This is a genomic window from Bacteroides sp. PHL 2737 (genome assembly GCF_004115325.2).
GTDB classification, from domain to species: domain Bacteria; phylum Bacteroidota; class Bacteroidia; order Bacteroidales; family Bacteroidaceae; genus Bacteroides; species Bacteroides hominis.
Map to the genome: position 1 here is coordinate 1,812,160 of NZ_CP040630.1, position 24,930 is coordinate 1,837,089.

General features: G+C 38.5%; 22 protein-coding genes. 3 read left to right on the forward strand and 19 right to left on the reverse strand.

The window, feature by feature from the left end:
• Nucleotides 1-54: 54 nt before the first annotated feature.
• The 15 genes from DBK98_RS07490 to DBK98_RS07560 form a co-directional block, all read right to left on the reverse strand.
• Nucleotides 55-1,368 (reverse strand): HlyD family secretion protein, encoded by a 1,314-nt coding sequence (locus DBK98_RS07490; protein WP_005810560.1) that lies wholly within the window; start codon nucleotides 1,366-1,368, stop codon nucleotides 55-57.
• 11 nt (nucleotides 1,369-1,379) lie between these two features.
• Nucleotides 1,380-3,551, reverse strand: a complete 2,172-nt coding sequence (locus DBK98_RS07495) for a peptidase domain-containing ABC transporter (protein ID WP_005810559.1) — start codon at nucleotides 3,549-3,551, stop codon at nucleotides 1,380-1,382.
• A gap of 244 nt (nucleotides 3,552-3,795) precedes the next feature.
• The gene (locus tag DBK98_RS07500; protein ID WP_005810558.1) at nucleotides 3,796-4,515 is read right to left on the reverse strand and encodes a CPBP family intramembrane glutamic endopeptidase; all 720 of its coding nucleotides are present in this window, start codon (nucleotides 4,513-4,515) and stop codon (nucleotides 3,796-3,798) included.
• Between the two features lie 78 nt (nucleotides 4,516-4,593).
• Nucleotides 4,594-4,938, reverse strand: coding sequence for a hypothetical protein (locus tag DBK98_RS07505; protein ID WP_005810557.1), 345 nt, complete (start codon nucleotides 4,936-4,938; stop codon nucleotides 4,594-4,596).
• Nucleotides 4,939-5,166: 228 nt separating this feature from the next.
• On the reverse strand, nucleotides 5,167-6,729 hold the full coding sequence (locus DBK98_RS07510) for a glycosyltransferase family 2 protein (protein ID WP_005810555.1): 1,563 nt from the start codon (nucleotides 6,727-6,729) through the stop codon (nucleotides 5,167-5,169).
• The gene (locus DBK98_RS07515) at nucleotides 6,726-7,979 is read right to left on the reverse strand and encodes a hypothetical protein (RefSeq protein ID WP_005810554.1); all 1,254 of its coding nucleotides are present in this window, start codon (nucleotides 7,977-7,979) and stop codon (nucleotides 6,726-6,728) included. The genes DBK98_RS07510 and DBK98_RS07515 overlap by 4 nt, the downstream gene beginning before the upstream one ends.
• A gap of 967 nt (nucleotides 7,980-8,946) precedes the next feature.
• On the reverse strand, nucleotides 8,947-9,879 hold the full coding sequence (gene rsgA, locus DBK98_RS07520; RefSeq protein WP_005775373.1) for a ribosome small subunit-dependent GTPase A: 933 nt from the start codon (nucleotides 9,877-9,879) through the stop codon (nucleotides 8,947-8,949).
• 99 nt (nucleotides 9,880-9,978) lie between these two features.
• A complete protein-coding gene (gene frr / locus DBK98_RS07525; RefSeq protein ID WP_005775374.1) occupies nucleotides 9,979-10,539 on the reverse strand; it encodes a ribosome recycling factor in 561 nt (186 codons plus the stop codon).
• 126 nt (nucleotides 10,540-10,665) lie between these two features.
• Entirely contained in the window at nucleotides 10,666-11,724 is a 1,059-nt protein-coding gene (locus DBK98_RS07530) for an SH3 domain-containing protein (RefSeq protein ID WP_005823301.1), read from the reverse strand.
• Between the two features lie 7 nt (nucleotides 11,725-11,731).
• A complete protein-coding gene (locus DBK98_RS07535; RefSeq protein ID WP_005823302.1) occupies nucleotides 11,732-12,286 on the reverse strand; it encodes a L,D-transpeptidase in 555 nt (184 codons plus the stop codon).
• 10 nt (nucleotides 12,287-12,296) lie between these two features.
• Nucleotides 12,297-15,092, reverse strand: coding sequence for an SH3 domain-containing protein (locus DBK98_RS07540; RefSeq protein ID WP_005810550.1), 2,796 nt, complete (start codon nucleotides 15,090-15,092; stop codon nucleotides 12,297-12,299).
• A gap of 27 nt (nucleotides 15,093-15,119) precedes the next feature.
• On the reverse strand, nucleotides 15,120-16,709 hold the full coding sequence (locus DBK98_RS07545; protein WP_005775379.1) for an Hsp70 family protein: 1,590 nt from the start codon (nucleotides 16,707-16,709) through the stop codon (nucleotides 15,120-15,122).
• Between the two features lie 39 nt (nucleotides 16,710-16,748).
• A complete protein-coding gene (locus DBK98_RS07550) occupies nucleotides 16,749-17,597 on the reverse strand; it encodes a nucleotide exchange factor GrpE (protein WP_005801465.1) in 849 nt (282 codons plus the stop codon).
• A gap of 756 nt (nucleotides 17,598-18,353) precedes the next feature.
• Nucleotides 18,354-19,064 (reverse strand): UMP kinase, encoded by a 711-nt coding sequence (gene pyrH / locus DBK98_RS07555; protein WP_032536921.1) that lies wholly within the window; start codon nucleotides 19,062-19,064, stop codon nucleotides 18,354-18,356.
• 73 nt (nucleotides 19,065-19,137) lie between these two features.
• A complete protein-coding gene (locus tag DBK98_RS07560) occupies nucleotides 19,138-20,457 on the reverse strand; it encodes an MATE family efflux transporter (RefSeq protein WP_005775382.1) in 1,320 nt (439 codons plus the stop codon).
• A 137-nt stretch (nucleotides 20,458-20,594) separates the two neighbouring features.
• On the opposite strand from DBK98_RS07560, the gene DBK98_RS07565 reads away from it, so the two are divergent.
• Nucleotides 20,595-21,278, forward strand: coding sequence for a lipopolysaccharide assembly protein LapB (locus DBK98_RS07565; protein ID WP_032536931.1), 684 nt, complete (start codon nucleotides 20,595-20,597; stop codon nucleotides 21,276-21,278).
• 23 nt (nucleotides 21,279-21,301) lie between these two features.
• On the opposite strand, the gene DBK98_RS07570 is transcribed toward DBK98_RS07565, so the two are convergent.
• The 4 genes from DBK98_RS07570 to DBK98_RS07585 form a co-directional block, all read right to left on the reverse strand.
• Complete coding sequence (locus tag DBK98_RS07570) at nucleotides 21,302-22,627, reverse strand: zinc-dependent metalloproteinase lipoprotein (RefSeq protein WP_032536922.1); 1,326 nt, start codon at nucleotides 22,625-22,627, stop codon at nucleotides 21,302-21,304.
• 69 nt (nucleotides 22,628-22,696) lie between these two features.
• Nucleotides 22,697-23,452 carry a biotin--[acetyl-CoA-carboxylase] ligase gene (locus DBK98_RS07575; protein ID WP_032530230.1) on the reverse strand — a complete coding sequence of 252 codons (756 nt, stop codon included), beginning with the start codon at nucleotides 23,450-23,452 and terminating at the stop codon, nucleotides 22,697-22,699.
• Nucleotides 23,436-23,792 carry an MmcQ/YjbR family DNA-binding protein gene (locus DBK98_RS07580; protein WP_005775387.1) on the reverse strand — a complete coding sequence of 119 codons (357 nt, stop codon included), beginning with the start codon at nucleotides 23,790-23,792 and terminating at the stop codon, nucleotides 23,436-23,438. Before DBK98_RS07580 ends, DBK98_RS07575 begins: the two co-directional genes overlap by 17 nt.
• A 5-nt stretch (nucleotides 23,793-23,797) precedes the next feature.
• Nucleotides 23,798-24,163 carry a YraN family protein gene (locus DBK98_RS07585; RefSeq protein ID WP_032536923.1) on the reverse strand — a complete coding sequence of 122 codons (366 nt, stop codon included), beginning with the start codon at nucleotides 24,161-24,163 and terminating at the stop codon, nucleotides 23,798-23,800.
• Nucleotides 24,164-24,245: 82 nt separating this feature from the next.
• On the opposite strand from DBK98_RS07585, the gene DBK98_RS07590 reads away from it, so the two are divergent.
• Both DBK98_RS07590 and DBK98_RS07595 read left to right on the forward strand, forming a co-directional pair.
• On the forward strand, nucleotides 24,246-24,479 hold the full coding sequence (locus tag DBK98_RS07590) for a hypothetical protein (protein ID WP_005775389.1): 234 nt from the start codon (nucleotides 24,246-24,248) through the stop codon (nucleotides 24,477-24,479).
• Between the two features lie 4 nt (nucleotides 24,480-24,483).
• Entirely contained in the window at nucleotides 24,484-24,921 is a 438-nt protein-coding gene (locus tag DBK98_RS07595; protein WP_032536924.1) for a nucleoside deaminase, read from the forward strand.
• The last annotated feature ends 9 nt before the right edge of the window (nucleotides 24,922-24,930 follow it).

The following is a 24,930-nucleotide window of genomic DNA, read 5'->3' on the forward strand; positions in this document are numbered from 1 at the left end:
AAAAGGTTTAATCGGGAAATTAAAATATAGATTTATTTTTTGTGTTAAGGTGTCTTATTGATTATGTTTTCTTAATCTGTGATCAAAAATGGCCCGTAATGGATTGAAAAAACGCATTAATAAACTCAAATCGTCTGTTAGGATTTCAGCATCTCCTTTCAGTTGTTGCACTTTAGGAAGTCTTTTCCCGTAAGACGTAATAAGTCCTTTATCTAAAACTACGTCTGCGCTATATAATAGTTCATTAGGAACTTCTGATATTTTGGATAGATGACCCACCAACATTCCGAACTCTTGGTATGGATAATTTTGTAACTTGATGTTGACTTGTTGTCCTTCTTTTATCTTTCCCGAATTTTGTATGGGAAATTGTAGTCTGGCTTTTGTTGTCATAGAATCAATGGGAACAACAGAAAAAATAAGCTCACCTGATTTGACGTTTTGATTCTTACTCCAATATGTAGTAAAACTTACTTTACCATCTATAGGGGTAGTAATTAAATAATTTTGTTTCCAAGTTTCCGTTTGCGCTTTTAATAAGTGCGTGCTTTGTAGAAGTTTATTTGTTAGCTCCTGCCTGTCGGTGTTATGCTTTAATTCTATTTTTTTTAGATCAGAGCGTAGTTGTTTTAATGAGGATTTAATGTTCAATATGTTGACTTCCATATCTACAAGTGAAGATTGGAACTGGAGCCTGTTTTGGTGTCTTTGTTCTATTTCACTTTCAGAAATGACTTCCTTTACAAACAGAATGGAATCTCGTTGATATTCTTTGTCTGCAAATCTGATTTGTGCTTTTAAAAGTTCTCTCTTTCTATTCTCTTGTAATAATAATTGCTTTTGTGCCTGCTTTTTTTCTTGTAATGACAATATTTCTTCTTCAAATAGTCCGGAATGTAGAAAATTGTATAGCTCAGTATAATTGAGCTTAAGATCAGCATAGCGTCCCTGTACTTCTCCTAATTCAAGATCATTGCGCAAAAAATCGGGTTCGGGAATTACTGAAAGACTGTCTTTTCCAATTGTGTTTTCTAGGACTGTAATGTAATGATCTAAAATCTTCATATCTTTCCATTGTGCTGGTGACTCTAATATGGCAAGGACTTGTCCTTTTGTTATACTTTCTCCTTCTTCTGTGAATATGATCTCTATTTTTCCATTTACTTTGGAAATTAGATTTGCTGGCGGATTTATGGTTGTAATTTCAACTGTAGCAGGTACAATATCTGGATATCTTATAAATCCGGAAACGGAAATAACCAGTAAAAGAAAAACGAAGAAAATGGTTATTCCCCATCTTAATATCCACGTAGGACGATAGTTGTACAACTGGTCTCTATAGACTTGGCGTAACTGAATTTTTGACATGATGTATCATTTTATCCAATCTCTAATTGACTAGAGATTAGGTCGTAATATATTCCTTTTAAATTTATAAGTTCTTGATGAGTCCCTTGTTCCACAATTTTTCCCTTTTCCATGACCACTATATTATGGGCATTTTTTACAGTACTTAATCGGTGCGCTATTACAATGGCGGTTTTTCCTTCTAAGATGGTTTCCAAATTTTTGGAAATCTGTTTTTCATTATTCGTGTCAAGAGAGTTTGTCGCTTCATCCAGGAATATGAAGTCTGGGTTTTTGTATATCGCCCTGGCTATTAGTATACGTTGCTTTTGCCCTTGACTTAATCCTGAACCATTAGTTCCAAGTGGAGTGTATAGCTTTAAAGGGCGAGCATTAATGAAATTTTCTGCGTTTGCCAGTTGAATCGCTTTCACTAGTTGTTTTTGATTTACGTTCATTTCTTCATCTTCCAATGTGATATTATATAAGATAGTGTCATTAAAAAGTTTACCATCTTGTAATACGGCACCGCAACTATTACGCCAACGATATAAATCGATATTATCTAATGGCACTCCTCCGACTTCAATTTCACCATTTGTTGGTTTATAAAACCTGAGTAACAATTTTAGTAAAGTGGTTTTACCGCTTCCGCTTTCCCCTACGATAGCTGTAATCTTTCCCTCCGGTATCTCTAAATTTATATTGTCTAATACTTTGTTTAAATTAGGGTTATAGTAAAAATCTAAATCTTTCACCTTAATGCCTTTTTCTATAGGAATAGAAACTTTTGATTCAGATATTTCTGGTTCTTCTTCCCAAATGACCTCGTTTACACGTTTGAGGCTGATACGGGCAAATTGTAGGGAATGTACATAACCAATCATACTTTTTATGGGGGCATTCAGTTGCCCTAATATGTACTGAGCTGCCATCATCATACCTAGCGTCATTGTCCCTTCTATTACATTTAGAGCCGCAATATAAGTAATAAAAAGCCCTTGTAAATGGATGATAAAAGAGGCTCCGGTCGCTTCTATCTGGTCGAGATTCATGTTTTTTACCCGCAAACCATAAATTTTAAAGCGGCTGAGTTCCCATTTCCATCTTCGTTTGTTCGCGATATTATTTATCTTTATTTCGTTCACATTTTCTAATAATTCCAATAGATCGTTCTGATTAGTGGCCCTGCATCCGAATAGTTGATTATCTAGTTTCTTTCGTTGCTTTAGAAAAAGAAATATCCATCCGGTATAAACTGTGTTACCGATCATAAATACAAGAAACATATTACTTTCGTAATAGAGCATAAGCAGGCTGTAGATGACAAAGAGTAGGATATTGATGAAGATTCCCAGAAAAGTGGACATGATAAATGACTGTATACGTCCGTGGTCATCTATTCGGGTTAGTAAGTCGCTAACCATTTTACGCTCAAAAAAAGTAATGGGTAAACTCATGGTTTTGCGGAGGAAATCACTGACCATTCCCATGTTAATCCGCTCTGACACATACAGCATAAGGCGGCTTTGGATAAAGTCAGATGCCATTGAACTAAATGCCAAAATCATACCTGCTATCAGCATGGTGTTCACAAATTGGATATTACCGGACCCAATGCCGAAATCTACAATGGATTGGGATATGAAAGGGGAAAGTAGCCCGATCAATATCCCTGCAACCATACCTACTATAACTTGTCCTAAATATCGGTGATGAGGTTTCAGATATTTCATAAAATGGCTGAAAGAGGCTCGGGTTTCCATTTCGTTCATGTTGTGAAATTCGGGAGTCGTTTCTAATATCATGATGGTTCCAAGTCCGTTGCACATCTCCCACGCTTCCCTAAATTCTTTATGGTTGTAATGGGTAAGTCCTTGTGCAGGATCTGATATATAAACTTTTCTATTCGTGATTTTATGGACTACTACGAAATGACTTTGTTTCCAGTGTACAATTAATGGCAATGGCATCTTCTCTATTAAATCTTCGAATGTAACTTTGATAGCCAGTGTTCGGAAACCAATCTCTTCTGCTGCCCGGCCAATGTCGAACAATGATACGCCTTCGCGAGTTGCATAACAGCGATCCCTCAAATATTTCAATGAAAATCTTTTGCCATAATTTTGGGCTATAATCTTCAGACAGGCTGGTCCACAATCCATTTGGTCATGTTGAATGTAAGATGGAAAGTTTATTCTCATAGTTGTTCTTTGGATTTTCTTTTTCGAGATTTGCAGATGGTTTTTCCTTTTTTATAAATATTCCTTCTGATTATTTTCTCGGTAAAGTTTGGAACTGGGTTATATAATTTTCTTATACCTAAATATAAGTATGGATATAATAATTTATATAATGATCTTTGTAATTTATATTGTCTCCTATTAAATAGAAAGTAGTTAATATACAGTTAAATTTGTTCTTGGCTTATGTGTATTTGTTCTTTCTTTAAACGTATTTCTTTTTAAGAAAAAAATAAATAATATACATGATTGAAATAGCAACTATAATGTAATGTATAGGATTGTATATATAATTTGAGGCTTTTGATGTAACAGACCAAAAAATACTATATGAACAGAAATTAATAGTATTGTAAAAGAAATGACATAGTATAAGAAGAAGCCCATTTCCTGATTTGATATATAAATATGCTAATACAAATCCAAAGCATGATAAACCAATAACCGTATATATACTGCCTGCATGTAGCATACCAAAATACAATGCGGTCATTATAATTATAATCCATTGATTTAATTTATCTTTGAATTTATTGATAATAATAATTCTGCAACTTATCTCCTCCAAAACAGGAATTAAAACTAAACCGTATATCAATCTTGGAAACGTGAAAAATTCTTTTTTTATTAATGATATATCTTTGGAAATGAAATCTATAAATCCTATAACTATATACATGGATATACTTAAGATAAAAATTGAAATAATTGTTTTTATGGAAATTTTGATGTTAAAAGATTGGCGAAACTGAATGCTCTTTCTGAATAATAAAATAAATATAACGAGGGATAATAGAGTGATGGGATGTGACCAAAGGGTTGGATTCTGCACTAAGTTTCCAATAATTAATACTATTAAAAGACTAATTAAGGGATACGTAAGAATAACAACCATCAAAGATAAAAAGAGATGTACTTTTTTCATGGGATTTAAAAATTTTGCTTGCAGATAATCTTAACTTTAAGGTCATAGAATAACTGCAAGCTGTTGCTATATTAATGATTACTTGTCTCCGTAATAAGCGTGCTTATGGAAAAAGAAGTGAGTTAATCTTGTTACTAGATTGTCCTCAGCGGCAGTTTGATTTGTGTTCCATCCTTGTCTTGATCCGTTACCGCAGGCCGGGCATCCGTCTATATCCCATCTCCCGGTTTCGTTCCAAGAAGTTCCATAGATTGTTACAGCCGGGGCTGCATAACCATAACCATCAACATAACCGCCTTGCCAAGTGTTATTCTCTAACATTCTAAAAAACTCATCTTGGCTAACTCCTCCTTTAAGAGAAGTCTGCTCTTCTATATTCACTACAGGATATTCACTCAATTTATTTATATTCAGTTTTTTCATATTGTTAAAATATTAGTAAGACGTTAATTGTTTCTTGACTTTTTCGTGAAGCAGTATTTTTTGCTTTTCGACCTGTTGGGCGGCATGGTATGTCAGGGAAACCATGGCAGATATAAACATAATTTTTGTCTTAATCTGCATTGCAATGTTCTGTTTTTATTAGCAGTATTTACATGTTTAGTTATTCTTATTTTATTATTTATTTCCTTATGACGGGAAACCGTATTTTTAATATTCTTCAATTTTATCCAATTGATATAGATTTTCGCTATTCAATAAGTAATCATACCCTGACGACATGTCCTTTTGTTGGTCTTCTTGTATATACCTTTCATATTTTCTAATTCGATCATTTTCTTTCATGGATCCATAGTCTTTAAATAATATATTGCTTTGCCATGTGTTCGTGAAATACGGAGTCGCTATGAAGTGCAATTTTTTATGGGTGTTTATGTGAGTATGCCCTATAGGTCTGAACATTCGGTAAACTGTGAGGATACCTTTGTTAGAACTCGGAATATCACCTTTATAACTTTGTTCATCGTTCCATAAATACACAGCCCTAAAACTTACCACATGTATCTCTTTATTATTCTCAAATTCTGAGAAATTGGTAAATCTCTCATCAAATCTTTCGTCAATATCCATAAAACAAAACCATTCGGATTGGAAGAAGGCACTTAAATCGAGTAATATATTTCTATTCTCTAAATCGTTGAACCCACTTCTTTTCTTTTTCACTTTTAATAAAATTTTGTCATGGATTGCTAAATCCCAAGTTCGATCCGTACTTTCATCATCCAGCAAAATGATACCGTCAAAATAGCTTGCCATATTTGTTAGAAAACCTTCTATCAGTTTTTCTTCGTTGTACGCTTGGCAGAGGACTATCTTTTTATGCCTTTTCCGAAATGCGGCGGGGTGTCTGATTTCGAAACCGATAAATTGCTGTAGATATGTATAGCACAAGTCTTTTGCATATTGATTGTCTTGCCAGTCGTAAATGACTTTGTTAAATTCACTTCCCCAAATATCTTTGTTAGCAATTGCTTCCGAAGGATAATTCATTTTTCTCCAATCTGAAATGCTATGTTTATTGATACGTTTAGAGCGTTCGTTGGGATCATAATTTTTTTCCCGATGAATAGTCTTTGCCTCTGGGAGGATGAATTTTTTGATACCAGACATATCCAACCGTGCACGCATATTATTATCTTCTCCACCCCATGTGATGAATGTTTCATCATAACCATGTAATTTGTATAGATGGTTACGTTCTACCATCAAATTACCCCACGGGATAAAATCCAACTCTTTTATATTATTTTCTGTAAGTTCCTGCTCATAGGGTACATATGCCATCATTGCGAGGATATAGTGCATGGGATATTTCTCTATGGCATCTCTCATTTGCCATATAATATCAGTGAGGAATTCTACTTCAGGATCTATTTGTAGGATATACTTTTTGGTAGCATGCTTGAGTCCTACATTTAGTACGGAAGCATGGTTGCGAGGAGCATGTTTTCGTTCATTAATAATTAGCTTCCAATTTATGAATGGATAATTTTGAAGCAGCATTAGAAGTTCTGACTTTTCATCGGGGTCGTCCAGGACAATGATTACCTCAATACCGTTTCGTTGTAAATAGGGTGCATTATGTGGTAATACTTTTTTGAACTCTGTATATCTTTTATAGAAAGACATAACGATACTTACATCGAAGTTATGAATAATATCATTATTTAAATCGATGAGTTTCTTTTCTGTTGTGGGTTTATTTACGTTCATGCTATCAGTATTTTTTCATTAAACAGCATTTGGATAAACTCCACAAATATTTTAGGTTCCTTTTTGTATGGACTCATATTTATAGCATCTTTTATTAAGCAACTTCTTTTAAAAAGGGCTATAATTTCAGCTTCTTCTTTACCAAAACTTGAATGGACTTTGTTGTTGGCTGTATAAGCTAATACAAATTTGGTATCAGAAAATTTAATAAGGTGAAAAGCATCCGATAACCTAAGGTGAATTTCCATAGGGAACGTATATAATTGTTTGTGGTTGGCTGCTACTTCTAAAATTAAGTCGTTAAGCGATTGCTGGGTTTGGCGATACTCATTGTCCAACAATTCTTTGTTTTTAATAATAATGCAGTCTATGTTTTTGCTCTTTTCTGTATTTTGTACATATTGAATATCGTTCATGATCAAATTCAAAGGGATGTATTCGTTTAAGCTTCCCCCTATCCGTCCCTGAAACTTATTAGCGAATTGTTGGCTGAGGTTTTGGGGTGTGATAAGTCCTCCATATCCTTGCTCTCCAATCACGATACATGGTTTACCTAACATTATTCCTGTGTAAATAGAAATACCATCCCCGATGATTATATCATTTGATAGAATTACTTTTTCGATATTCGATTCTTTTACATTGATAAGTGTAATATTAGAATTGAATATAGGGATAAGAGGATCTCCATTATAAAGTATTGTGATTCTATAGTCTGATAAAATATTTAATAAGTTACTGATATAATAGACCGGTGAATTTTTAAGGTTAGGGTGTGCGATAGCTATTAATAGTTTGGGGCTATTTTTATTTCTTATTTCTACATTTTTAGTAACGACTGGTATAGAAAAATATGGTAAGACAAACATTTTGTCTTTTTGAAAGAAACTCTCCAAGAGCTGATTGAAGCAATCACAAAGTATTATTTTTTCTACTTGTTGGTCTTCACTTAAATATTCGTCTTTTAAATACTCTGTATTTATGAAGTGTATGATTGGGATATTTGATTTTCTTGCAAATTGACTAATGTGGCTCAAACCTGTTTTGCCATAAGTAAGAATAATCTCTGCTTCTTCTGTTTTTATATGACTTGACGGGGGGATATATAGATAATCACTGAGATGATTTTGAGATTTACATATAAGGGTAATATCATTGCTATCATCTTTATTATCCAGAATCTTTAGTATTCTATTACAAAAGTCAACTTGTCGCTGGTTGGAGACGTCTAGGGAAAAAAGTATTTTCATAATTAGTAAGGTTTCTTGGTTTTCAGTAATAATAAAATTATTATTTTGTTAATATATGACTTTTTTTATATGAACATCCTCCAAAAAGATTTTTTTTATTTTTAATTAACTAATTAAAAAAGGTGGTATGCAATGCCATTCTTGCTGTTATTGAATAGTGAGACGAATAGTATGCACTCTGTTGATACCTGAGTAGTTACGCTTTCTCTTGCTGTATCCCTTCTATTATAAATCAATGCTGTATTTTCGCGTTTGATGAAGGTGTCGGTCACTGACGGGCCTGTTATACTTTCGGAGATAAACGATAAACTCTCTCCGATGGAGCGAACCATATCCGGGGTAATCTGTATACATATGAAAGCCTCATTATCTTTTTAGTAAAAGGGTCAGGACTTATTGTAACAGCCATCGAATCATCCTCCTGATAAAGTGCGACGGTTCTTTTCTTCTTCTTCGCGGATTACGAACTAACCAACGGTATTTGTTTTTGATATTAAACTATTGTATACAAGTATGTTATGATGAATCTCCGTTTGCTTATTCCGGCCCTGGTATGCGGGCTCATGGGCCTTGGTATGCGGGCTTATAAGCCCGAGTATACGGGCTCATGGGCCTGGGTAGCGGGGATGGGATGAAGAGCGGATCATTTTCGACTAAACAGTAAAGGAAAGCACAATGCTTTAAACAATGTATTCAGTTAATAAATACGTTCCTTAGTGTTGCTTATCAGTGTCTTAACGATTGGATGGCGCTCAAGTTAACGGGTGGAAGATGGAAGATGCGGGTGGAAGATAAACAGGCTGAAAATGCGATCTTCCACCATGTCATTGCATTGATTATTAATGGAGTAAGTGGAAAAAGGTGGAAGATGGAAGATCGAAACGTATTTTTTGTAGGAGAAGCAGTTACTCTGCTAAGTGAAGCATTAAAATAGAATAAAGAATATTCTCTGAAAAATAGCAGAGATTCAGTATGCTGCGCGGTATTTTCCTTCCTCCTTATCCTCAAGCATACTCAGATAGGAAGTATAGCGTGATTCGCTGATGTAGTGCTCTTCTACCGCTTTCCGAACAGCACAACCGGGTTCTTGACGGTGTGTGCAGTTTCCATATTTGCAGTCTGCCGAAGTCTTGAATATTTCGGGGAAGTAATGGCCTATCTCTTCCTCTTCCATATCAAAAGTGCCGAAACCTTTGATACCGGGTGTATCGATGATATATCCGTTGCCGGGGACGGGGAACATTTCGGAGAAAGTGGTGGTGTGCATTCCTTTGTTGTGATAAGCTGATATCTCTGCGGTCTTGACTTCCAGCCCTGGGACAAGGGCATTGATGAGGGTTGATTTGCCCACTCCCGAATGTCCGGAGAAGAGGGTTACCCGGCCTTTCAGTTCCTCGCGTATGGCATCGACTCCTTCACCGGTCAGTGCGGATATTTTAAAACAAGGGTAACCTATTTGGGTATAGAGGGTGATGAGGCTGTCCAGATAATGCAGTTCGTCTTCATCATAAGCATCCACTTTGTTGAAAAGAATCTTCACCGGTACACGGTAGGCTTCTGCCGACGCCAAAAAACGGTCGATGAAGGTGGTTGAAGTTTCGGGATAGTTAATAGTCACCACCAGCATACATTGGTCGAGGTTGGCTGCAAGAATATGCGATTGTTTGGAGAGGTTCGATGAACGGCGGATGATGTAATTTTTCCGGTCTTCTATCTCATTGATAAAGGCCGTTCCTTCCTGGTTGAGTATGATTTGTACACGGTCACCTACGGCAACGGGATTTGTACTCCGTATGCCTTTCAGCCGAAAATTACCTTTGATCTTGCATTCAACCAGCTGCCCGTCATCGGTTTTCACCTGATACCAGCTACCTGTATTCTTTATTACTAATCCCTTCATGTTTTATAAACTGCAAATTACAAGTTACGAGCTATAAGAAATGATTGGAGAGGCTGTGCTTGTGCACTGCACTCGTAGCTCGTAACTTGTAATTTAGAATTATACGGTCATAATTTCTTTGTCCTTTTCAGCCAGCATTTCTTCAATCTTGGCGATGTACTTATCATGAACCTTCTGCAGTTTAGCTTCTGCATTCTTTTGTTCATCTTCAGCCAAACCGTCTTTTACAGCTTTTTTCAGTGCATCTATACCGTCGCGGCGCGCGTTGCGGATACTTACTTTAGCTGTCTCGCCTTCAGCTTTACACTGTTTGGCAAGTTGTTTACGGCGTTCCTCGGTAAGAGGGGGGATGCCGATGCGGATAATTTCACCGTTATTCTCCGGCATGATACCGAGATCGGAGTCGATAATGGCTTTTTCAATAACCCGGAACATGCTTTTATCCCAAGGTTTAATCGTGATGCTGCGTGCATCGGGAGTGGTTACGGCAGCTACGTTGCTGATGGGCACCATGCTTCCGTAAGAGTCTACACGGATACCATCCAGCAGGCGTGTGCTTGCTTTTCCGGCGCGGATGTGTGCCAGTGCTTCTTCCAGATACATCACTGCCATATCCATCTTCTCTTGTGATTCTTCGATAATCGTTTTTACGTCTACCATCTTATTAAGTCTTTATAAAATTGGCACTTTGATTAATTTTGAAAACAAAAGTAGATTATTTTTTGGTTATCTGCAACTATCTATAGAGAGAAATGCATTGCCTGACGTTTCTCTTTCTAAATAGTATTATTGGTAATTATCGCAATAGGTGGTAGACGGGCTGCTGATATAACGTCCGCTTAAGTTACAACTGGAACCACTGAGGTGACTACAATTGGAGCATCTTTTACCGCCGGATGAAGAAGATGATTTTCCTAAAAGTGAAAGCAGAAAGAGAGCGATTAATACAATTAGTAAAAGGATGAGGAAATGAGCTACAATTAAGACAGTGGCTGTTGAACCAATTAAATAAGTTAATGTACAGATACACGCATGTTTCCATCCACCTTTGGGAAGTACTTTATTGAAAATAATACCTGTTTGCACAGATTGTCCGACAAGAAATCCAATTCCTATCATAGGCAAAAAGCCTGCAAAGAAAAAGCCACAAATGATAGCGCCTATGATACAGATGCCCCAAGTATATATTCCCCATGTCCAATTGAAAGTTGCGTAGGAATTGTATTGCACATCATTCAAGGTATTGAAAAAACACATCCATTGATTAAATACAACTGCACCGAATATAAAGAAATTAATGATGGTCCATAGCCATCCTATTTTATCGGGAGTGCAAAACCAAATACTATTTGCGCCCATTGAAAACACATAAAATAGTTCTAACAAACAGACGGCAATGAATAAACTGAGGTTTATCGTATGTTCGGTGTCTTCCAGCGGAGTACTTTCTCCACGACGCATTCTAAGGATGAATAGCACAATAGAAAGTCCTAATATGATATAAACTAAAGGGCGGCAATCATAATTTGTTTGTCGAAACCAGTCGCTGAATGTATTTGTTGGAGCTTTTGCGGGAGGTGTTGGAGTAACAGGTCGTATGTAGGCCGTACTTACGTATCCATATCCGCCATTGAAGGATATCTTTGCCCATTCGCCATCTATTGATTCTACATTTACGATTCCCCCATGATTTATTGTTCCGATGACAGGAGCATTTGTGCTTCCATGACTACGTATGTTTAGAAAAGTATTGGCGGTCACTTCATACTTTTCCAAAGCTTGGGTAGAGAGGACTATAATGAATAGTCCGATACAAATGAACAGGAATCGTTTGAATGTTTTCATCAGTTTGTTATTTACTGGGTTTTATGTCTTTTACAGCAGGCGTGATGATAACAGTTGTCGGCACTCGGATTAAAGATACTAATCGCTCTAATTCTGAATTTTTGATTCGAATGCATCCTTCGGTCGCTCGGGTCCCAATAGATAATGGGTCGTGGGTGCCATGAATCCCAATTCCTTTATGTCCGGGTGTTTCTAACCGGATGAAATGATTACCGTATGCACCCTCTATTTCACCTTTCCCATCTCCAAAATCGTGTTTCCATTTAGAAGCATCTTGGATATCGATTATTTTAAAAGTTCCTTCAGGAGTTTTTAAATCTCCTTGTTTTTCCTTATTGCCATAATTCTTCCCACAAGCTATGTCGGCAGTGAATAATTCTTGGCCCTTATAGTCTATTAAGCGTAATTTCATTTCATCTTTTGAGATGAGAAGAATGTTCGCATTCTTAATTTGTGCCATTTGGGCAGTATGGTAGTAGTAGAAAGCTACTGCCATACCGCCTATAGAAAGGATAAATGTTAGATGCGATATTATTAGATACCGTATAATTTTCTTTTTCATTGTATTATGCTTAGTGTACAATTACTTGGCAGGAGAAGATTTTACTTCCCTCGTACCATATCTCGTACTGATAAGTACCTGGAGAATACACGTCACACTCTGGACTTCCCCAGCTTGTTAAATAAGAAACATTGTTATCAGCTCCGACAGCAGGTGTATATATACCATGCTTGTAAGTGTATCCGTTCGGCGAGTTCTTGTTGGCAATGAGTACACCATTGGGACGATAGATTTTGGCATACAATGTAATGTTTCTGGCCCCGTTTAGACTTGAATAAATAATCTTTGGTTTCAGGTATTGTAATTTATTTCCGTAAAGCGGCTTCCCATAATCTTCTAAAATGGTCCCTTTATCGTTTGAGTTGGCAAATAACATTGTTCGGATCTTGATGGGACACTCAACAGGTTTTGAAGAAACGGTTACAGCCTTTTCTGAATTGCCCTGAATTTGCACTCCGGTTGAATACAATAATTGTCCTTCGGACCAGAATTCTATCCGGTAAGTTCCAGAAGTGTACGCATCTCCGGTTGTATTTCCCCAACCGGCTAAATTAATATATCCGGATCTGTTTAGAGTTACTTTTTGTTCATTAGTATATCCGGAGGGTGATCCTGTTCCAGTCATTAAGTTCCCCTGTGGAGTGATAATTTTATATTTGATGACCGCTGAACTCTTCCCCGCAGGATTTTCATAGAAAATACGTGGAGACAAGTACTGAGTGGTGGTGGGGAGCTGTGTCCCAAATTGAGTAAGAACATTGTAACTTTTATCAGTGTTTCCAAAAAGTGCCTTCGTTATTTTTAGTCCGTTCTCGCTCTTTGTTTTTGACGGCTGCTGGTTGGTTGGGAGTTGAGGCGAGCGACTAACCGTAGCATTTGGGGTAGCATAGATAACTTTATATTTATCTGTTTTCCATGGATAATATTTAATATCTTTTATTTGGGCATTTTCTGTTGTTTGCTCTTGATATATAAAAACGGGAGTTTCGTCATCTGCAAACGAATAAATAGCCAGTACGCCTTCGTGTGTGGAGGTGTTGGATAAGATAAACGCAAATTCTGTAAACTTCGTATATCCGTTAGCCAGGCGGGGGTAAAGTACTGCGTTAGGTTTGACTTCTATGGGCTGTGCAAACAACTGCCATTGTCCCGTCCCTGTTTTATAGTTGTTTTTCTTTATAAAGTCTACGAGTGCCAGCCGACATTTTGCTGTCGGTGCTCCTTCCATAGCTTCTTTGCTTCCCCATAAGTTATTCAACAATTCAAAATCAGCCTTACTTAGGGTGTAATTGGTAGATACATATCCTTTTTTCTCATTGGCTTTAATGTATGACCATCCATCTCCTTCTTTTTGGTAAGTGATGAGCTCCGAACCATAGGGCAGAGATTGGATACGATTATATTCTACATTTGCATTTTTATCGGAACGTTGCAGCAAGCTGGATACGTATACATAGGTACGCTCTGCGTCCCGATCAATGGCCATAGGTTTATACCAATATTGATAGCCGCAAAAGCCTATGATAGCGGTGATAATCAGGAACGACCACAAACCTCCGTGCCCCTTTTTAGGCGGAACTGTAGATGTTCGTCGGTTAGATGGGGTTCTTGGAGGAGGCGGCGGCGTTACCCGTGACTGCGGGGGCGGGGTAGAGGCCCGGTATTGTTTGATTGTGAATGTGTACGTTGCAATTTGCAGATCATTCTCAAAGAACTCAATAATCCATTGGCCGGCGGAGAATACATTTCCAGACATACTTCCGAAGCCATTCAAGGGATATGCAGATCGGGAACCTGTGAGAGGGACATTGCCATACCACGTATAACCGGACTTGCTGTTGCTGGCTGTCATGAGTGTCCTGTCGGGAGCGTATAATTTGTACCATATATCTACACTGCTCCCTCCTCTTAATACTCGATAATCAATTCGAGGCTGTAAATAGCAGCTACGAGTATCGAGCTCGGCCTGATTCGAAGGAATGGGATCACCTTTTTCGTCAGTATTGGCAATTACCAATCCGGTTATTTCAATGGAAGGGGAGGTTTGCCGGGGAGGAGTTTGTGGTATTCTTTCCTGAGGGGCTCTTTCTTGTATCGGGTTTTCGCGGGTATATTTCGTCATGAACTTTTTGAAGTCCTCAAAAGTTTTAGAATCTTTTGTATAATATGTTTTGGCTATTCCACGAAAATCTTTGCTCCAGGTAATGATGTTTTTGTTATTGCTATGCAATTTGTCTGATGCGATTAGAATGGAGATATACTGCTCACATTCTTTTCGGGACGTTTCGTTAAATGTACCGTTTTTCCAGAAATTGGCTAAGAAACGGACAGCATTCCATTCATCTCGGTCCAGTTCATTCTGATTCTCGTATAACTGCGAATAAGTACTTGCCCATTTTTTGGCATTTTGTTTTAATATGATATTTTGAGATTCACTGTTGGCAGGTGTCTGAAGAGGAGCCGAAGAGCGGGGTGCAGAACTCTGATATAATTCCTTTAACGCATTTTGGAATACTAAAAATGTAGTTTCGTCTTTAGTGTAATATTTCCTGGCGATCGTACGAAACTCTTTACTCCATACAATAATTTCTTTATTATTGCTGTGTAATTTATCCGATTGTTCAAGAGTGCTTATCAGGTCCATGCATTCGCTGGTAGCATCCGGATCAAATTTTTTTCGCCAATAGTCGGCCAGTGTCTCTATAGCAGTCCATTCTGCTGTAGAGAGTTCTGTTTGTTTGCTTTTAAGAAATCGACAAGCTTCGTTCCACTTGCCGATTTCCAGTTTTAATAAAGTCTTATCCATTTATAGGGTTCTGCTTTGTTCTGTTTTTTACTCTACTGATGCTTTGTCGATGATTGCTTTTGATTTTCTGAGTTCTTCTTCACATTTTACACCGGTGATTTTGAGATCGAATTCAAGTTTATCATTTTCTACATAAGCTAATCCGTGCAAGATACCTTCCTGGTCAATCTGATATGTAACTGAAATCTGGGTACCTTGAGGCCAGTCTTTGCTCAGTTTAAGCGTATGGTCGTCAATTAGTGTGCAGAATCTTTCTTCCACGATACTTTCTGTTTCCATATTTGTGAAATCACTTTCAAATACTTTCACAGATACACCTCGTTGGTTAGGAATAGAAGTAGTAAAGGTTTCAATTCGTTTTGTGGGTAACGAACTATTTGCAAAAATGAGGTTTTGCACCATGCTTTGTCCTTCAATGATTACGTCGGTACCATATGTTTTACTGGTGACATTGACCACTGTGGTACGATCTCCACGGAGAGGAGCCGGTTTATCATCACTTTCTCCTTCTTCATAGTCGCGAACTGCTTGTGAATAGGCGGCATTCATAGCATAAATTGCCGCTCCTTTGGCTACACATTCATCCGGGTCGGTTAGTTTGGCATCACAATTGAATTCTTTATCTACCCGTTCCTTTATTTGTGGCATGCGGCTGCTACCTCCCACCAACAGTATTTCATCAATATTATTGTAACCTTTTTCTTTGGCAATAGCAATGACCTTCTTGGTGGCATCAATCGTTTCGTCCAGTTTCCTTTCTGTCAGCGAATTGAATAACTCACGGCTAATTTCTATACGTGCGGAATTGCCTTCATATTGGTAAGTTGCTTTCGCTGTCTGCTTGGCTGTCAATACTTTTTTCTTGTCTTCTGCAAGTAATAACAACTCATATTTTAGGTCTAATCGGTCTTCGAACGAATAAGAAGTGTTATTTTGTTCGTTAAAAGCTGCCAGCATATATTCAGCTAATGCGGTATCCCAGTCTACTCCTCCTAAATGATGGTCTCCACCTGTGGCTATTACTTTAATGGCACCACCGTTCACATTAATCAGGGTAACGTCAAATGTTCCGCCTCCGAGGTCGTATACTAAAACCGTTTTTTTCTGATCTGTCTTTACACCGTAAGAGATCGCGGCAGCCGTAGGCTCATTGATGATAGAAAGTACATTTAAGCCGGCTATTTCTCCGGCCTGTTTGGTTTGCATACGCTCTTTGGTTCCAAAATAGGCCGGACAAGTGATAACGACATCTTTGATCGGTTCCGGATTATCTCCTAAATCGTTGGCATCTTTAACCAGTTTTTTTAAGATGAAAGCCGAAATTTCTGTTGGGTCGTAATGATAGGGAAATTCGTTTGTGTTTTTATCGAAACTGTCATCTACACCTATATGGCGTTTTATGAATACTGCCGTTTTGGTAGGTTCAGTGGCCAACATACCTTTGGCTTCTTTTCCCACGACAACATGGTCCATATCCTCAAAATATACAGCGGATGGAGTAGTGGCATCTCCTTCGAAATTGCGGAGAACAATGGCTTGGTCGAATTTATCTACTTGTGCAATGCAACTGTAGGTGGTACCTAAATCGATACCATATACACTTCTGGTATTGTCCATAGTTATTTATCTTTTTAGAGTTTTTTTTAGATGAGTTGATTATTCTGATTTTTTATATACAGTGACTGTTGAGGGTTGAAATATTTTGTTTGTGGTAGTATTTCGGAAGCCTCCGTAATGAAATTCTTTAATAGTGCCGGCCTGTTCAGGAGTATCAGTGATCACTGTCCGGATGGCTGTTTGCTCTTTAGGTGAATATGCGCTGCCTATGGTCGGTTCAAAATACTCTAAGTCGTATTCGTCTTCCAGAATATCTTGAATATGCAGTTTACAATTTTCCACTTCTCTCAATAATCTCGTATAAGTTTCAGGGGAACTCTTAGCTTCCGTATTTTCATAAAACTTATAAGTTTTCGTGAGTCGTTCATGCATTTTTATCATGTTTTTCAGAAGAGGTTTTACGATTTCCGCATGAAGATCCCGGTTATGACTTTGCAGTTCTTCATGAAGATCCTTAATGATTTTATCTTTGTAAGAAGAATCTTCCAATAGTTTTTTTAATGCATTTATTTGATCTCCGATTTGAGAAGGGAACGAGTGATCGGGATGCGTCGCAGGCTCTATGGAGCGTTCATCGTTTGGATTCCTATTCTCCAGGTTCTGCTGCCGTTCTTCAAGTTCTTTTGCTAATTTATCCAACTTTTCAGCACGTAGATTCAACTCTTCTTCTTTTTGTTGAAGCTCCTGGATTTTTAATTTCATTTCTTCTTCTTGTTCGGGAGAAAGTTGTTCCTGTTCATTGGGGGAGGATGTCGCCTCATCGGTAGCTGGAGAGGGAGTGTGATTGGGCATTCCGGTTGAGATTAATTGAGCAAGATTAGCTTCAAATTGGCTCATTCTTTCCAATAGCTCTTCCATTTTGTTATTTTTACTTTTTGGCCATTCCATGTTGTGTGTATTTATAGATTAATATATAGATTTTTATTTCTGGTTTTACATAAAGTATGAATACTTTTTATTAGATCAGATAACGAATAACTCTGTCTTTTTCAATCTTGTCTCGCAAATATATAGTTTGTAGTTGTGAAAATCAAACATATTGCTTTATAAAATTGTTGTAAAATGATTTTGTACCGGATATCCGGTACAAAATTGGAATTAGTAAAGAACCTCTTTGATTTATATTGATGATCGGTCATGTTTTTAGTACATTAATTTAATATTCTATATTGAATATCATTAATATGCTATTAAGGCAAAATAATGGAAAGTATGTTTCACTTGGTATTCATAAAACAATAGGTTCTCTTTGATTTATTCAAGTGTCTTTCCGGACGTATATCCGAGTATATCCTGTATGTATGCGCGGAATATATCCGGATGCATGTCCGGAGATCTGCCTCTTTTAATGAAAGAAACGGGTTGAAGACATGAAATTTTAAGAATCATATGCTTCTGTTTTAAGGTAAAAGAAAATACACTTCCTGAAAGGAGGCTGAATAAGAGGCTAAAAGAAGAACGCTGTCATAGGATACCTTTTCATTATTATTTCCCGGAAGAGTTGCTGACTCGTGAACTGTTGGAGAAGGATGGGAAATTATCTGATGAAATGGAAACTGGAGAATAAATGAAGAATGGGTTAATAAGTGAACGTATCCTGTCCACTTATTAACCCATTTGTATTTCTTCAGATTAGAGAATTGACTAATTGTGTACCAATGTGCCAATCTCTTCTCCTGTGATTACTTTTTTCAGGTTACCTACCGTATCCATATCGAATACCACGATGGGCAGATTGTTTTCCTTGCACATACATGTAGCTGTGAGATCCATCACTTTCAATCCGCGTTTCAACACTTCGTCGTAAGTGATGGTGTCGAATTTTGTAGCAGTCGGGTCTTTTTCCGGGTCAGCAGTGTAGATACCGTCTACACGGGTGCCTTTCAGCATTACGTCTGCTTCTGTCTCAATGCCGCGGAGGGAAGAGCCGGTATCGGTAGTGAAGAATGGATTTCCTGTTCCTGCCGACATGATCACGATTTCGCCGTTTTCCATACATTCGATGGCTTTCCATTTGCTGTAAAACTCACCGATGGGTTCCATACGTACTGCGGTCAGTACGCGTGCTTTCACCCCGGCAGCAACCAATGCCGAGCTGAGTGCAAGGCTGTTGATAACAGTGGCCAGCATTCCCATTTGGTCGCCTTTCACCCGATCGAAACCTTTATTGGCTCCGCTCAGTCCGCGGAAGATGTTGCCACCACCGATGACGATACCTATTTGTACGCCTTGTTCGTGAATCTCTTTGATTTGTGCGGCATATTCGGCCAATCGTTTTTCATCGATGCCATATTGCTTTTCTCCCATCAGGCTCTCACCGCTGAGCTTCAACAGGATTCTTTTGTATTTTGCCATACGAGTTGGTTGTTAATGATTTCTTTTTTTGCAAAGATAAACGAATAGTTTTAAAGCGAGATTCTTTTGAGAGTTATTTTTGTTGCATTATCTTTCTGGCGAGCAGTGCTTGTATGAATCCCCGTGAAGAGAGATAGACGATAAATGCCATCCATAGAGCATGGTTACCCATTGAGTTATGAAATGTGTAATAGATAATGAAGAAACTGGCCGAAGCTATAAACATGGAATAGAGCATTTGGCGTGTTGCAGTCGCACCAATGAAGATGCCGTCCCAAAGGAATGCCGAGAATCCGGCAAGAGGAATAGCCAATACCCAATAGAAATAGGTTTCTGCTTCATTGATAACAGACGCTTCGTTGGTGAGTAAGCCGAGAAATGATTGTCCTCCTATGCCATAAAGTAGGGTGAAAGCGATTGAAAGGCCGGTACCCCAGGCAAATAATCTGCGGACAGTGCGGTGAAGTTCCGTCCGGTTATCGGCACCTATATAGCGTCCTGCCAATGCTTCGCCTGCGTAAGCAAAACCATCCATGATATATGAGAACAGAGTAAAAAGTTGCATAAGTAGTGTGTTTACGGCCAGGACAACTTCTCCTTGTGCTGCTCCGGCAGAGGTAAAATACATCGTTACCGCCACCAGGCATAAAGTACGGAGAAAGATATCACGATTTACCTGGAAGAAACGATACATGGCCTGTCTTTGCAGCAGGCCTTTCCATTGGATGCGTTTTCGCAGTTGCCCATAATATCGGTGCCATAACAGGAATGCCATGAAAAAACCTGCATATTGGGCAATCAGAGTACCCAGCGCAACGCCTTCTACTTTCATACCCAACAGATAGACAAAGCATAGGCTGGCTGCGATGTTGACTATATTTTGAGTGATGGCGATGTACATCGGGAAACGGGAGTTTTGCATACCGATAAACCATCCGGCAAAGCCATAAAGCCCTAACATGGCGGGAGCACCCCAAATGCAGATATAGAAATAAAGTGTAGCAAGGCGTTTCACTTCATCGGAGGTTTGGATAAAAGTAAATGCCGCTTTTAGTATGGGATATTGCAGAAGCATCAGGCAGAGAGCAATGAACAGTCCTACACCGACCGACCGTAATAGGAGTCGGGTCACTTCGTCAAGATCGCGCTTGCCGTATGCCTGAGAAGTCATTCCACTGGTACCCATCCGCAGAAAACCGAATATCCAGTAAATGATATTAAACAGCATACCTCCCACGGCAATGGCACCAATGTAGGCTGCTGACCCCAGATGACCTACAATAGTAACATCGATCAGCCCCAATAGCGGAACGGTTATATTGGAGATGATGGAAGGGACGGCTATTTGCAGAATCCGTCTGTTACCACTGCTGAGATGAAAGATTTTATCCATGGACGGGCAAAGTTACACGAAAAAAGGTGAATCTGAAAATGAAGAGAACAATAACGTTATTTAATTGGTTTTTAGCGACCGGTGAGTCGGAATAATTTCTATCTTTGTAGGAACCTAACTAAATAAGTATGAATAAGATGAAAGCTCTGACTTTATTTCTTTCCATGTTGTTTTCGCTTCCGTTTGCGCTTTCAGCACAATCGGCAGGAGAAATGCTGCAGAGAGTATCAGCCGCCATTGATAATAAACAGTGGGAACAAGCTATTAGTCTGTTCCGTCAGGCCGTGAATACGAATGTGGAAAAGGCCGAGATGTTTTACTGGACCGGGGTGGATAAGAATACAGATGTAGCCTCGAAGTTTGCTAATGAGCTGGCTTCATTCTATAAGAAGTCACGCAGCTATGATAAGGCGTATCTGTTTTATAAAGAATTGCTGCAAAAATCACCGAACGATGTAAACTGTCTTGTCTCTTGTGCCGAAATGGAAGTTTGCCGGGGTAAGGAAGCAGAGGCTTTGAAGACTTATCAGAAAGTGTTGATGCTGGATGCTGATAACCTTGCTGCCAATATTTTTATAGGTAACTACTTATATTTGAAAGCGGAACGTGAGAAGCAACGGATAGAGAATGAATATAAGAAGATAGCTGCTCCGACACGTATGCAGTATGCCCGTTATCGTGATGGTTTAAGCCGGGTGATGAGTAACGGATACGGAAAAGCAAGAGAGTATCTGCTGAAAGTTGTGAGCCGGTTTCCTTCGACAGAAGCAAGGAAGACGCTTGATAAGATACAGTTGATAGAAAAAGAGGTGAACAGATAACTATCTGTTCACCTCTTTTTCTATTATTTGATTGTGCGTATAGGTAGTTTAAGAACTTCTCCGATAGCTGCTCGGGTATTTGCTTGCTCTTTTTTAGGTCCGGGTATCAGCGGACTATATGTCAATACATGACGAATGCGGTTGCATTGGTCTTGTGTGAATTGGTCGGAGTAACTGACGGAGTAATCCATAATGTTATGGGAGATGAACTGGGCACCGTCACAACTTTCGCGTTTGACAAGATAAGCAAAAAGCTCTTTCTCAGGTATGTTACCTGCCATTGCCCACTGATATGTCATATCATAAGCATCCTTATCATAACTGGGTGTATCCTTGCAATAGTCTGTATCTTTACAACTACTTTCCGGATCTTCTGAAAAAACGTGGTGTAGTCCTAAATAATGACCCAACTCATGCGCCAGTGTCACTGTAATGTCAGTAGTGTTGTAGGCTGTGGAAGTAGATTGCTGGTCAATGAAGAGACTATTAATGGAGACACAATACGGAAAACTCAGATTCTTTAATTCCAAGTAAGAATATTTTGTTTCATTAAGCCCCTCCAGAGAGTTGCTGCCTGTAGTTGTGAATGCCAAATGAGAGATTCCTAAGGTGGTAGTATTTGACTGCGGGTCATTTGTAAAGTTATAAATCATCACGTTAATGTATCGGTTGGGGTCCCATAGATAATTTACATATCCCACTCCACCTTTTGTTGTGTCATCTTCCATGAATTTATCGCAGTCAATGGGGTAGTCGTCTTTCCATTGTATATATTCTATTCCCGGAGAAGTTAATGTTTTCCCATTGGGATCTGTAGATGCCAGTGTAAAGGTTAGGTTCATATCTACACTTTGGGTCTTATCTTTATATAGTTTGTTGACCGTTTTTAATATGTCAGTTAAACGGTCTGGACTAATGTACTGTTTGGGGTCGGAACTATTCTTATATAGCACGTGGAAGATTATGGGAAGTTCATAGTGGTACGCTTCGGGATCGGTTGAATGTCCGGCTGCCAATTGTGTGACGGTTATGACCTTTTTTATTCCACTGGAAGTTACCGCAATCGTTGCACTTCTTTCAGTCGTTTCAAGGTTAGTCTCTACAACAATGCCGAGTGGCTGATTACTTGCTCCCTTATTGGGTACGAGCTTGCACCAGGTTGAAGAACTTGCTGCTACCCACGAATCGCTGCTGGTGATATTTACGGTTAGAGTAACTCCATCGCTGTCAATATCTTGAAAAGATGACTCCGACAACTCAAGTTTTGAATTATTTTCGGTATTGGAGTCTTCACAACTGACAAACAGTAGTGTTAATATGGATATTAACAGTAGGCATCTGATTTTCATAAATTAAACGTTTTTATATTTAAAACAATATTGCAAAGGTAATGTTTTAAACTAAAAAAAGAAGAAGTATTATAAAATGTGCTGTACCTCTTTAAATACGTATCGGCGTATTTTGCCTGTATCGTCTTGCAAAACAAGATGACCGTCGGCTTCAACTTCTATGGTTCTGGCTATAAACTCTCCGTTCGCATCGGAATACTTATGCATACCCTTTTTTCGGAAAAGCGCCTTCTGATACCGGTGGGTTATATAAGTGTGCTCCCCTTTTTGAAGCAGGCTGTAATATTCTATAATTCGTTGCATAACTCCTGCCAATATTCCGGAGAGTTCGTAAGTTTGACCGGTGATTTGTTTAAGTGATACAGGATTGGGGGCGGGGCTAAAAAACTCTTCCTGGTTAATATTGATACCAATCCCTGCAATGCTTTGGCTGATATGTACTCCCATCAAATCATTTTCAATCAATATTCCGCAGATTTTTCTTTCTTTCCAGTAGATATCGTTCGGCCATTTAATAGAGATATCTTTAACGTATGTGTCGAGTTCTTCCTTAATGGATAAAGAGATGATTTGAGATAGAAGAAATTGTCTGCGGATTTCTAAAGAAGTGGGATAAAGTACGAAGCTGAATATCAGATTCTTACCTTTCTCCGATTCCCAACTGTTTCCTCGCTGTCCTCTGCCCAAGGTTTGGTAGTTAGCTACTACCGTGGTTAGTTCACTGACATCTTGCTTATTGCACAGATCGTTTAAATAATGATTGGTGGAGTCTGTCTCTTCGATATAAATCAAAGGTACAGGAAAAGACTCAGGGAAGGGCATCATATTCGGCACGTAGTTTTTTAGTGAATTTCTTCAATACTTCTTCGTAAGAATGGTCAATCAGCTGTTTTATCAATTTATCGTCGGCATCCCGGTCAAAGAAAATCTGATTCCAATATTTTTTGTTGAAATGATAAGCACCTTCGATGGCTGAATAATGTTCACGTAGTTCGATGGCATAATCAGGATTACATTTCAAAGCAATCATATTGGCTCCTTCCAAATCGATTAGTGCGAACATTTTATCCATCACTTTCAGTACAAGTGAGTATTCATCGAATGGGAGGCATTCGGTGACTGCTTTTTTCTGAAGACAGTATTCTCTGGCTGATTCTATATTCATACTATTTAAAATAATGGCGGGTAAAACGCCTCTTTTATATGTTCAATTCTGAAATTTCCTGCTTTACCTACGACAGTAATAATATCAAATCTTACAGATGCGTCTATTTGGAAAAGCTTAATATATGTATCGGCTGCGATTACGGTTCGCCTGATTTTCTGTGGAGTAACAGCATCCTGAGGTAATGCAAAGTCCGTGTCGGTACGTGTCTTTACTTCCACAATTATCAGTTCACCGTTTTGGGCTGCCACAATGTCCAGTTCCAGATGTCCCTTACGCCAATTCCGATGACGAATGGTATATTCGTGCTGTTCCAGATATTGAACAGCAGCATCTTCTCCGGCCTTTCCTAACAGATTATGTTCTGCCATATAATTTTAGCATACTATTTTCTGCAAATTTACTCTTTTTCTTCTTTGAAATTACAGAAGTAAAAGTAAATTTGCAAAGAATATGAGAAAGAGAGATAAAAAGTGTAATAAGGCAACTCTTGACGAACCTAAACGGGAACGCAGGATGAGTATATTGCTAAGCGAAGATGAGCAGCAGATTGTAGATCGTTATCTGGATAAGTATAAGATAACGAATAAATCGCGTTGGCTTCGTGAAACGATTCTCATGTTTATACATAAAAATATGGAGGAGGATTATCCGACTCTTTTTGGTGAACACGATATGCGGCGTTAAGATTATGTTGGACGATTCTTATTTTATGAAACAAGCTCTGGTTGAGGCTGCTAAGGCAGGCGAACGTGGAGAAGTCCCAGTGGGAGCAGTTGTCGTTTGCAAAGAACGGATCATTGCCCGTGCACACAATCTGACTGAAACATTGAATGACGTGACAGCCCATGCCGAAATGCAGGCTATTACTGCGGCAGCCAATGTCCTTGGAGGAAAATATCTGAATGAATGTACGTTGTATGTTACTGTAGAACCTTGTGTGATGTGTGCCGGTGCTATTGCTTGGGCACAAACTGGTAAATTGGTTTTTGGTGCTGAAGACGAAAAAAGGGGGTACCAGAGATATGCTCCAAAGTCCCTTCATCCCAAAACTGTAGTTGTCAAAGGGATACTCGCCGATGAATGTGCCAATCTGATGAAAATTTTTTTTGCGTCTAAAAGAAGGTGAATTTTTATA

Excerpts from the sequence above, each read along its gene's own strand:
- DBK98_RS07490 (WP_005810560.1), bottom strand. The coding sequence starts at position 1,368 with ATGTCAAAAATTCAGTTACGCCAAGTCTATAGAGACCAGTTGTACAAC.
- DBK98_RS07495 (WP_005810559.1), bottom strand. The coding sequence starts at position 3,551 with ATGAGAATAAACTTTCCATCTTACATTCAACATGACCAAATGGATTGT.
- DBK98_RS07500 (WP_005810558.1), bottom strand. The coding sequence starts at position 4,515 with ATGAAAAAAGTACATCTCTTTTTATCTTTGATGGTTGTTATTCTTACG.
- DBK98_RS07505 (WP_005810557.1), bottom strand. The coding sequence starts at position 4,938 with ATGAAAAAACTGAATATAAATAAATTGAGTGAATATCCTGTAGTGAAT.
- DBK98_RS07510 (WP_005810555.1), bottom strand. The coding sequence starts at position 6,729 with ATGAACGTAAATAAACCCACAACAGAAAAGAAACTCATCGATTTAAAT.
- DBK98_RS07515 (WP_005810554.1), bottom strand. The coding sequence starts at position 7,979 with ATGAAAATACTTTTTTCCCTAGACGTCTCCAACCAGCGACAAGTTGAC.
- rsgA (WP_005775373.1), bottom strand. The coding sequence starts at position 9,879 with ATGAAGGGATTAGTAATAAAGAATACAGGTAGCTGGTATCAGGTGAAA.
- frr (WP_005775374.1), bottom strand. The coding sequence starts at position 10,539 with ATGGTAGACGTAAAAACGATTATCGAAGAATCACAAGAGAAGATGGAT.
- DBK98_RS07530 (WP_005823301.1), bottom strand. The coding sequence starts at position 11,724 with ATGAAAACATTCAAACGATTCCTGTTCATTTGTATCGGACTATTCATT.
- DBK98_RS07535 (WP_005823302.1), bottom strand. The coding sequence starts at position 12,286 with ATGAAAAAGAAAATTATACGGTATCTAATAATATCGCATCTAACATTT.
- DBK98_RS07540 (WP_005810550.1), bottom strand. The coding sequence starts at position 15,092 with ATGGATAAGACTTTATTAAAACTGGAAATCGGCAAGTGGAACGAAGCT.
- DBK98_RS07545 (WP_005775379.1), bottom strand. The coding sequence starts at position 16,709 with ATGGACAATACCAGAAGTGTATATGGTATCGATTTAGGTACCACCTAC.
- DBK98_RS07550 (WP_005801465.1), bottom strand. The coding sequence starts at position 17,597 with ATGGAATGGCCAAAAAGTAAAAATAACAAAATGGAAGAGCTATTGGAA.
- pyrH (WP_032536921.1), bottom strand. The coding sequence starts at position 19,064 with ATGGCAAAATACAAAAGAATCCTGTTGAAGCTCAGCGGTGAGAGCCTG.
- DBK98_RS07560 (WP_005775382.1), bottom strand. The coding sequence starts at position 20,457 with ATGGATAAAATCTTTCATCTCAGCAGTGGTAACAGACGGATTCTGCAA.
- DBK98_RS07565 (WP_032536931.1), top strand. The coding sequence starts at position 20,595 with ATGAAAGCTCTGACTTTATTTCTTTCCATGTTGTTTTCGCTTCCGTTT.
- DBK98_RS07570 (WP_032536922.1), bottom strand. The coding sequence starts at position 22,627 with ATGAAAATCAGATGCCTACTGTTAATATCCATATTAACACTACTGTTT.
- DBK98_RS07575 (WP_032530230.1), bottom strand. The coding sequence starts at position 23,452 with ATGATGCCCTTCCCTGAGTCTTTTCCTGTACCTTTGATTTATATCGAA.
- DBK98_RS07580 (WP_005775387.1), bottom strand. The coding sequence starts at position 23,792 with ATGAATATAGAATCAGCCAGAGAATACTGTCTTCAGAAAAAAGCAGTC.
- DBK98_RS07585 (WP_032536923.1), bottom strand. The coding sequence starts at position 24,163 with ATGGCAGAACATAATCTGTTAGGAAAGGCCGGAGAAGATGCTGCTGTT.
- DBK98_RS07590 (WP_005775389.1), top strand. The coding sequence starts at position 24,246 with ATGAGAAAGAGAGATAAAAAGTGTAATAAGGCAACTCTTGACGAACCT.
- DBK98_RS07595 (WP_032536924.1), top strand. The coding sequence starts at position 24,484 with ATGTTGGACGATTCTTATTTTATGAAACAAGCTCTGGTTGAGGCTGCT.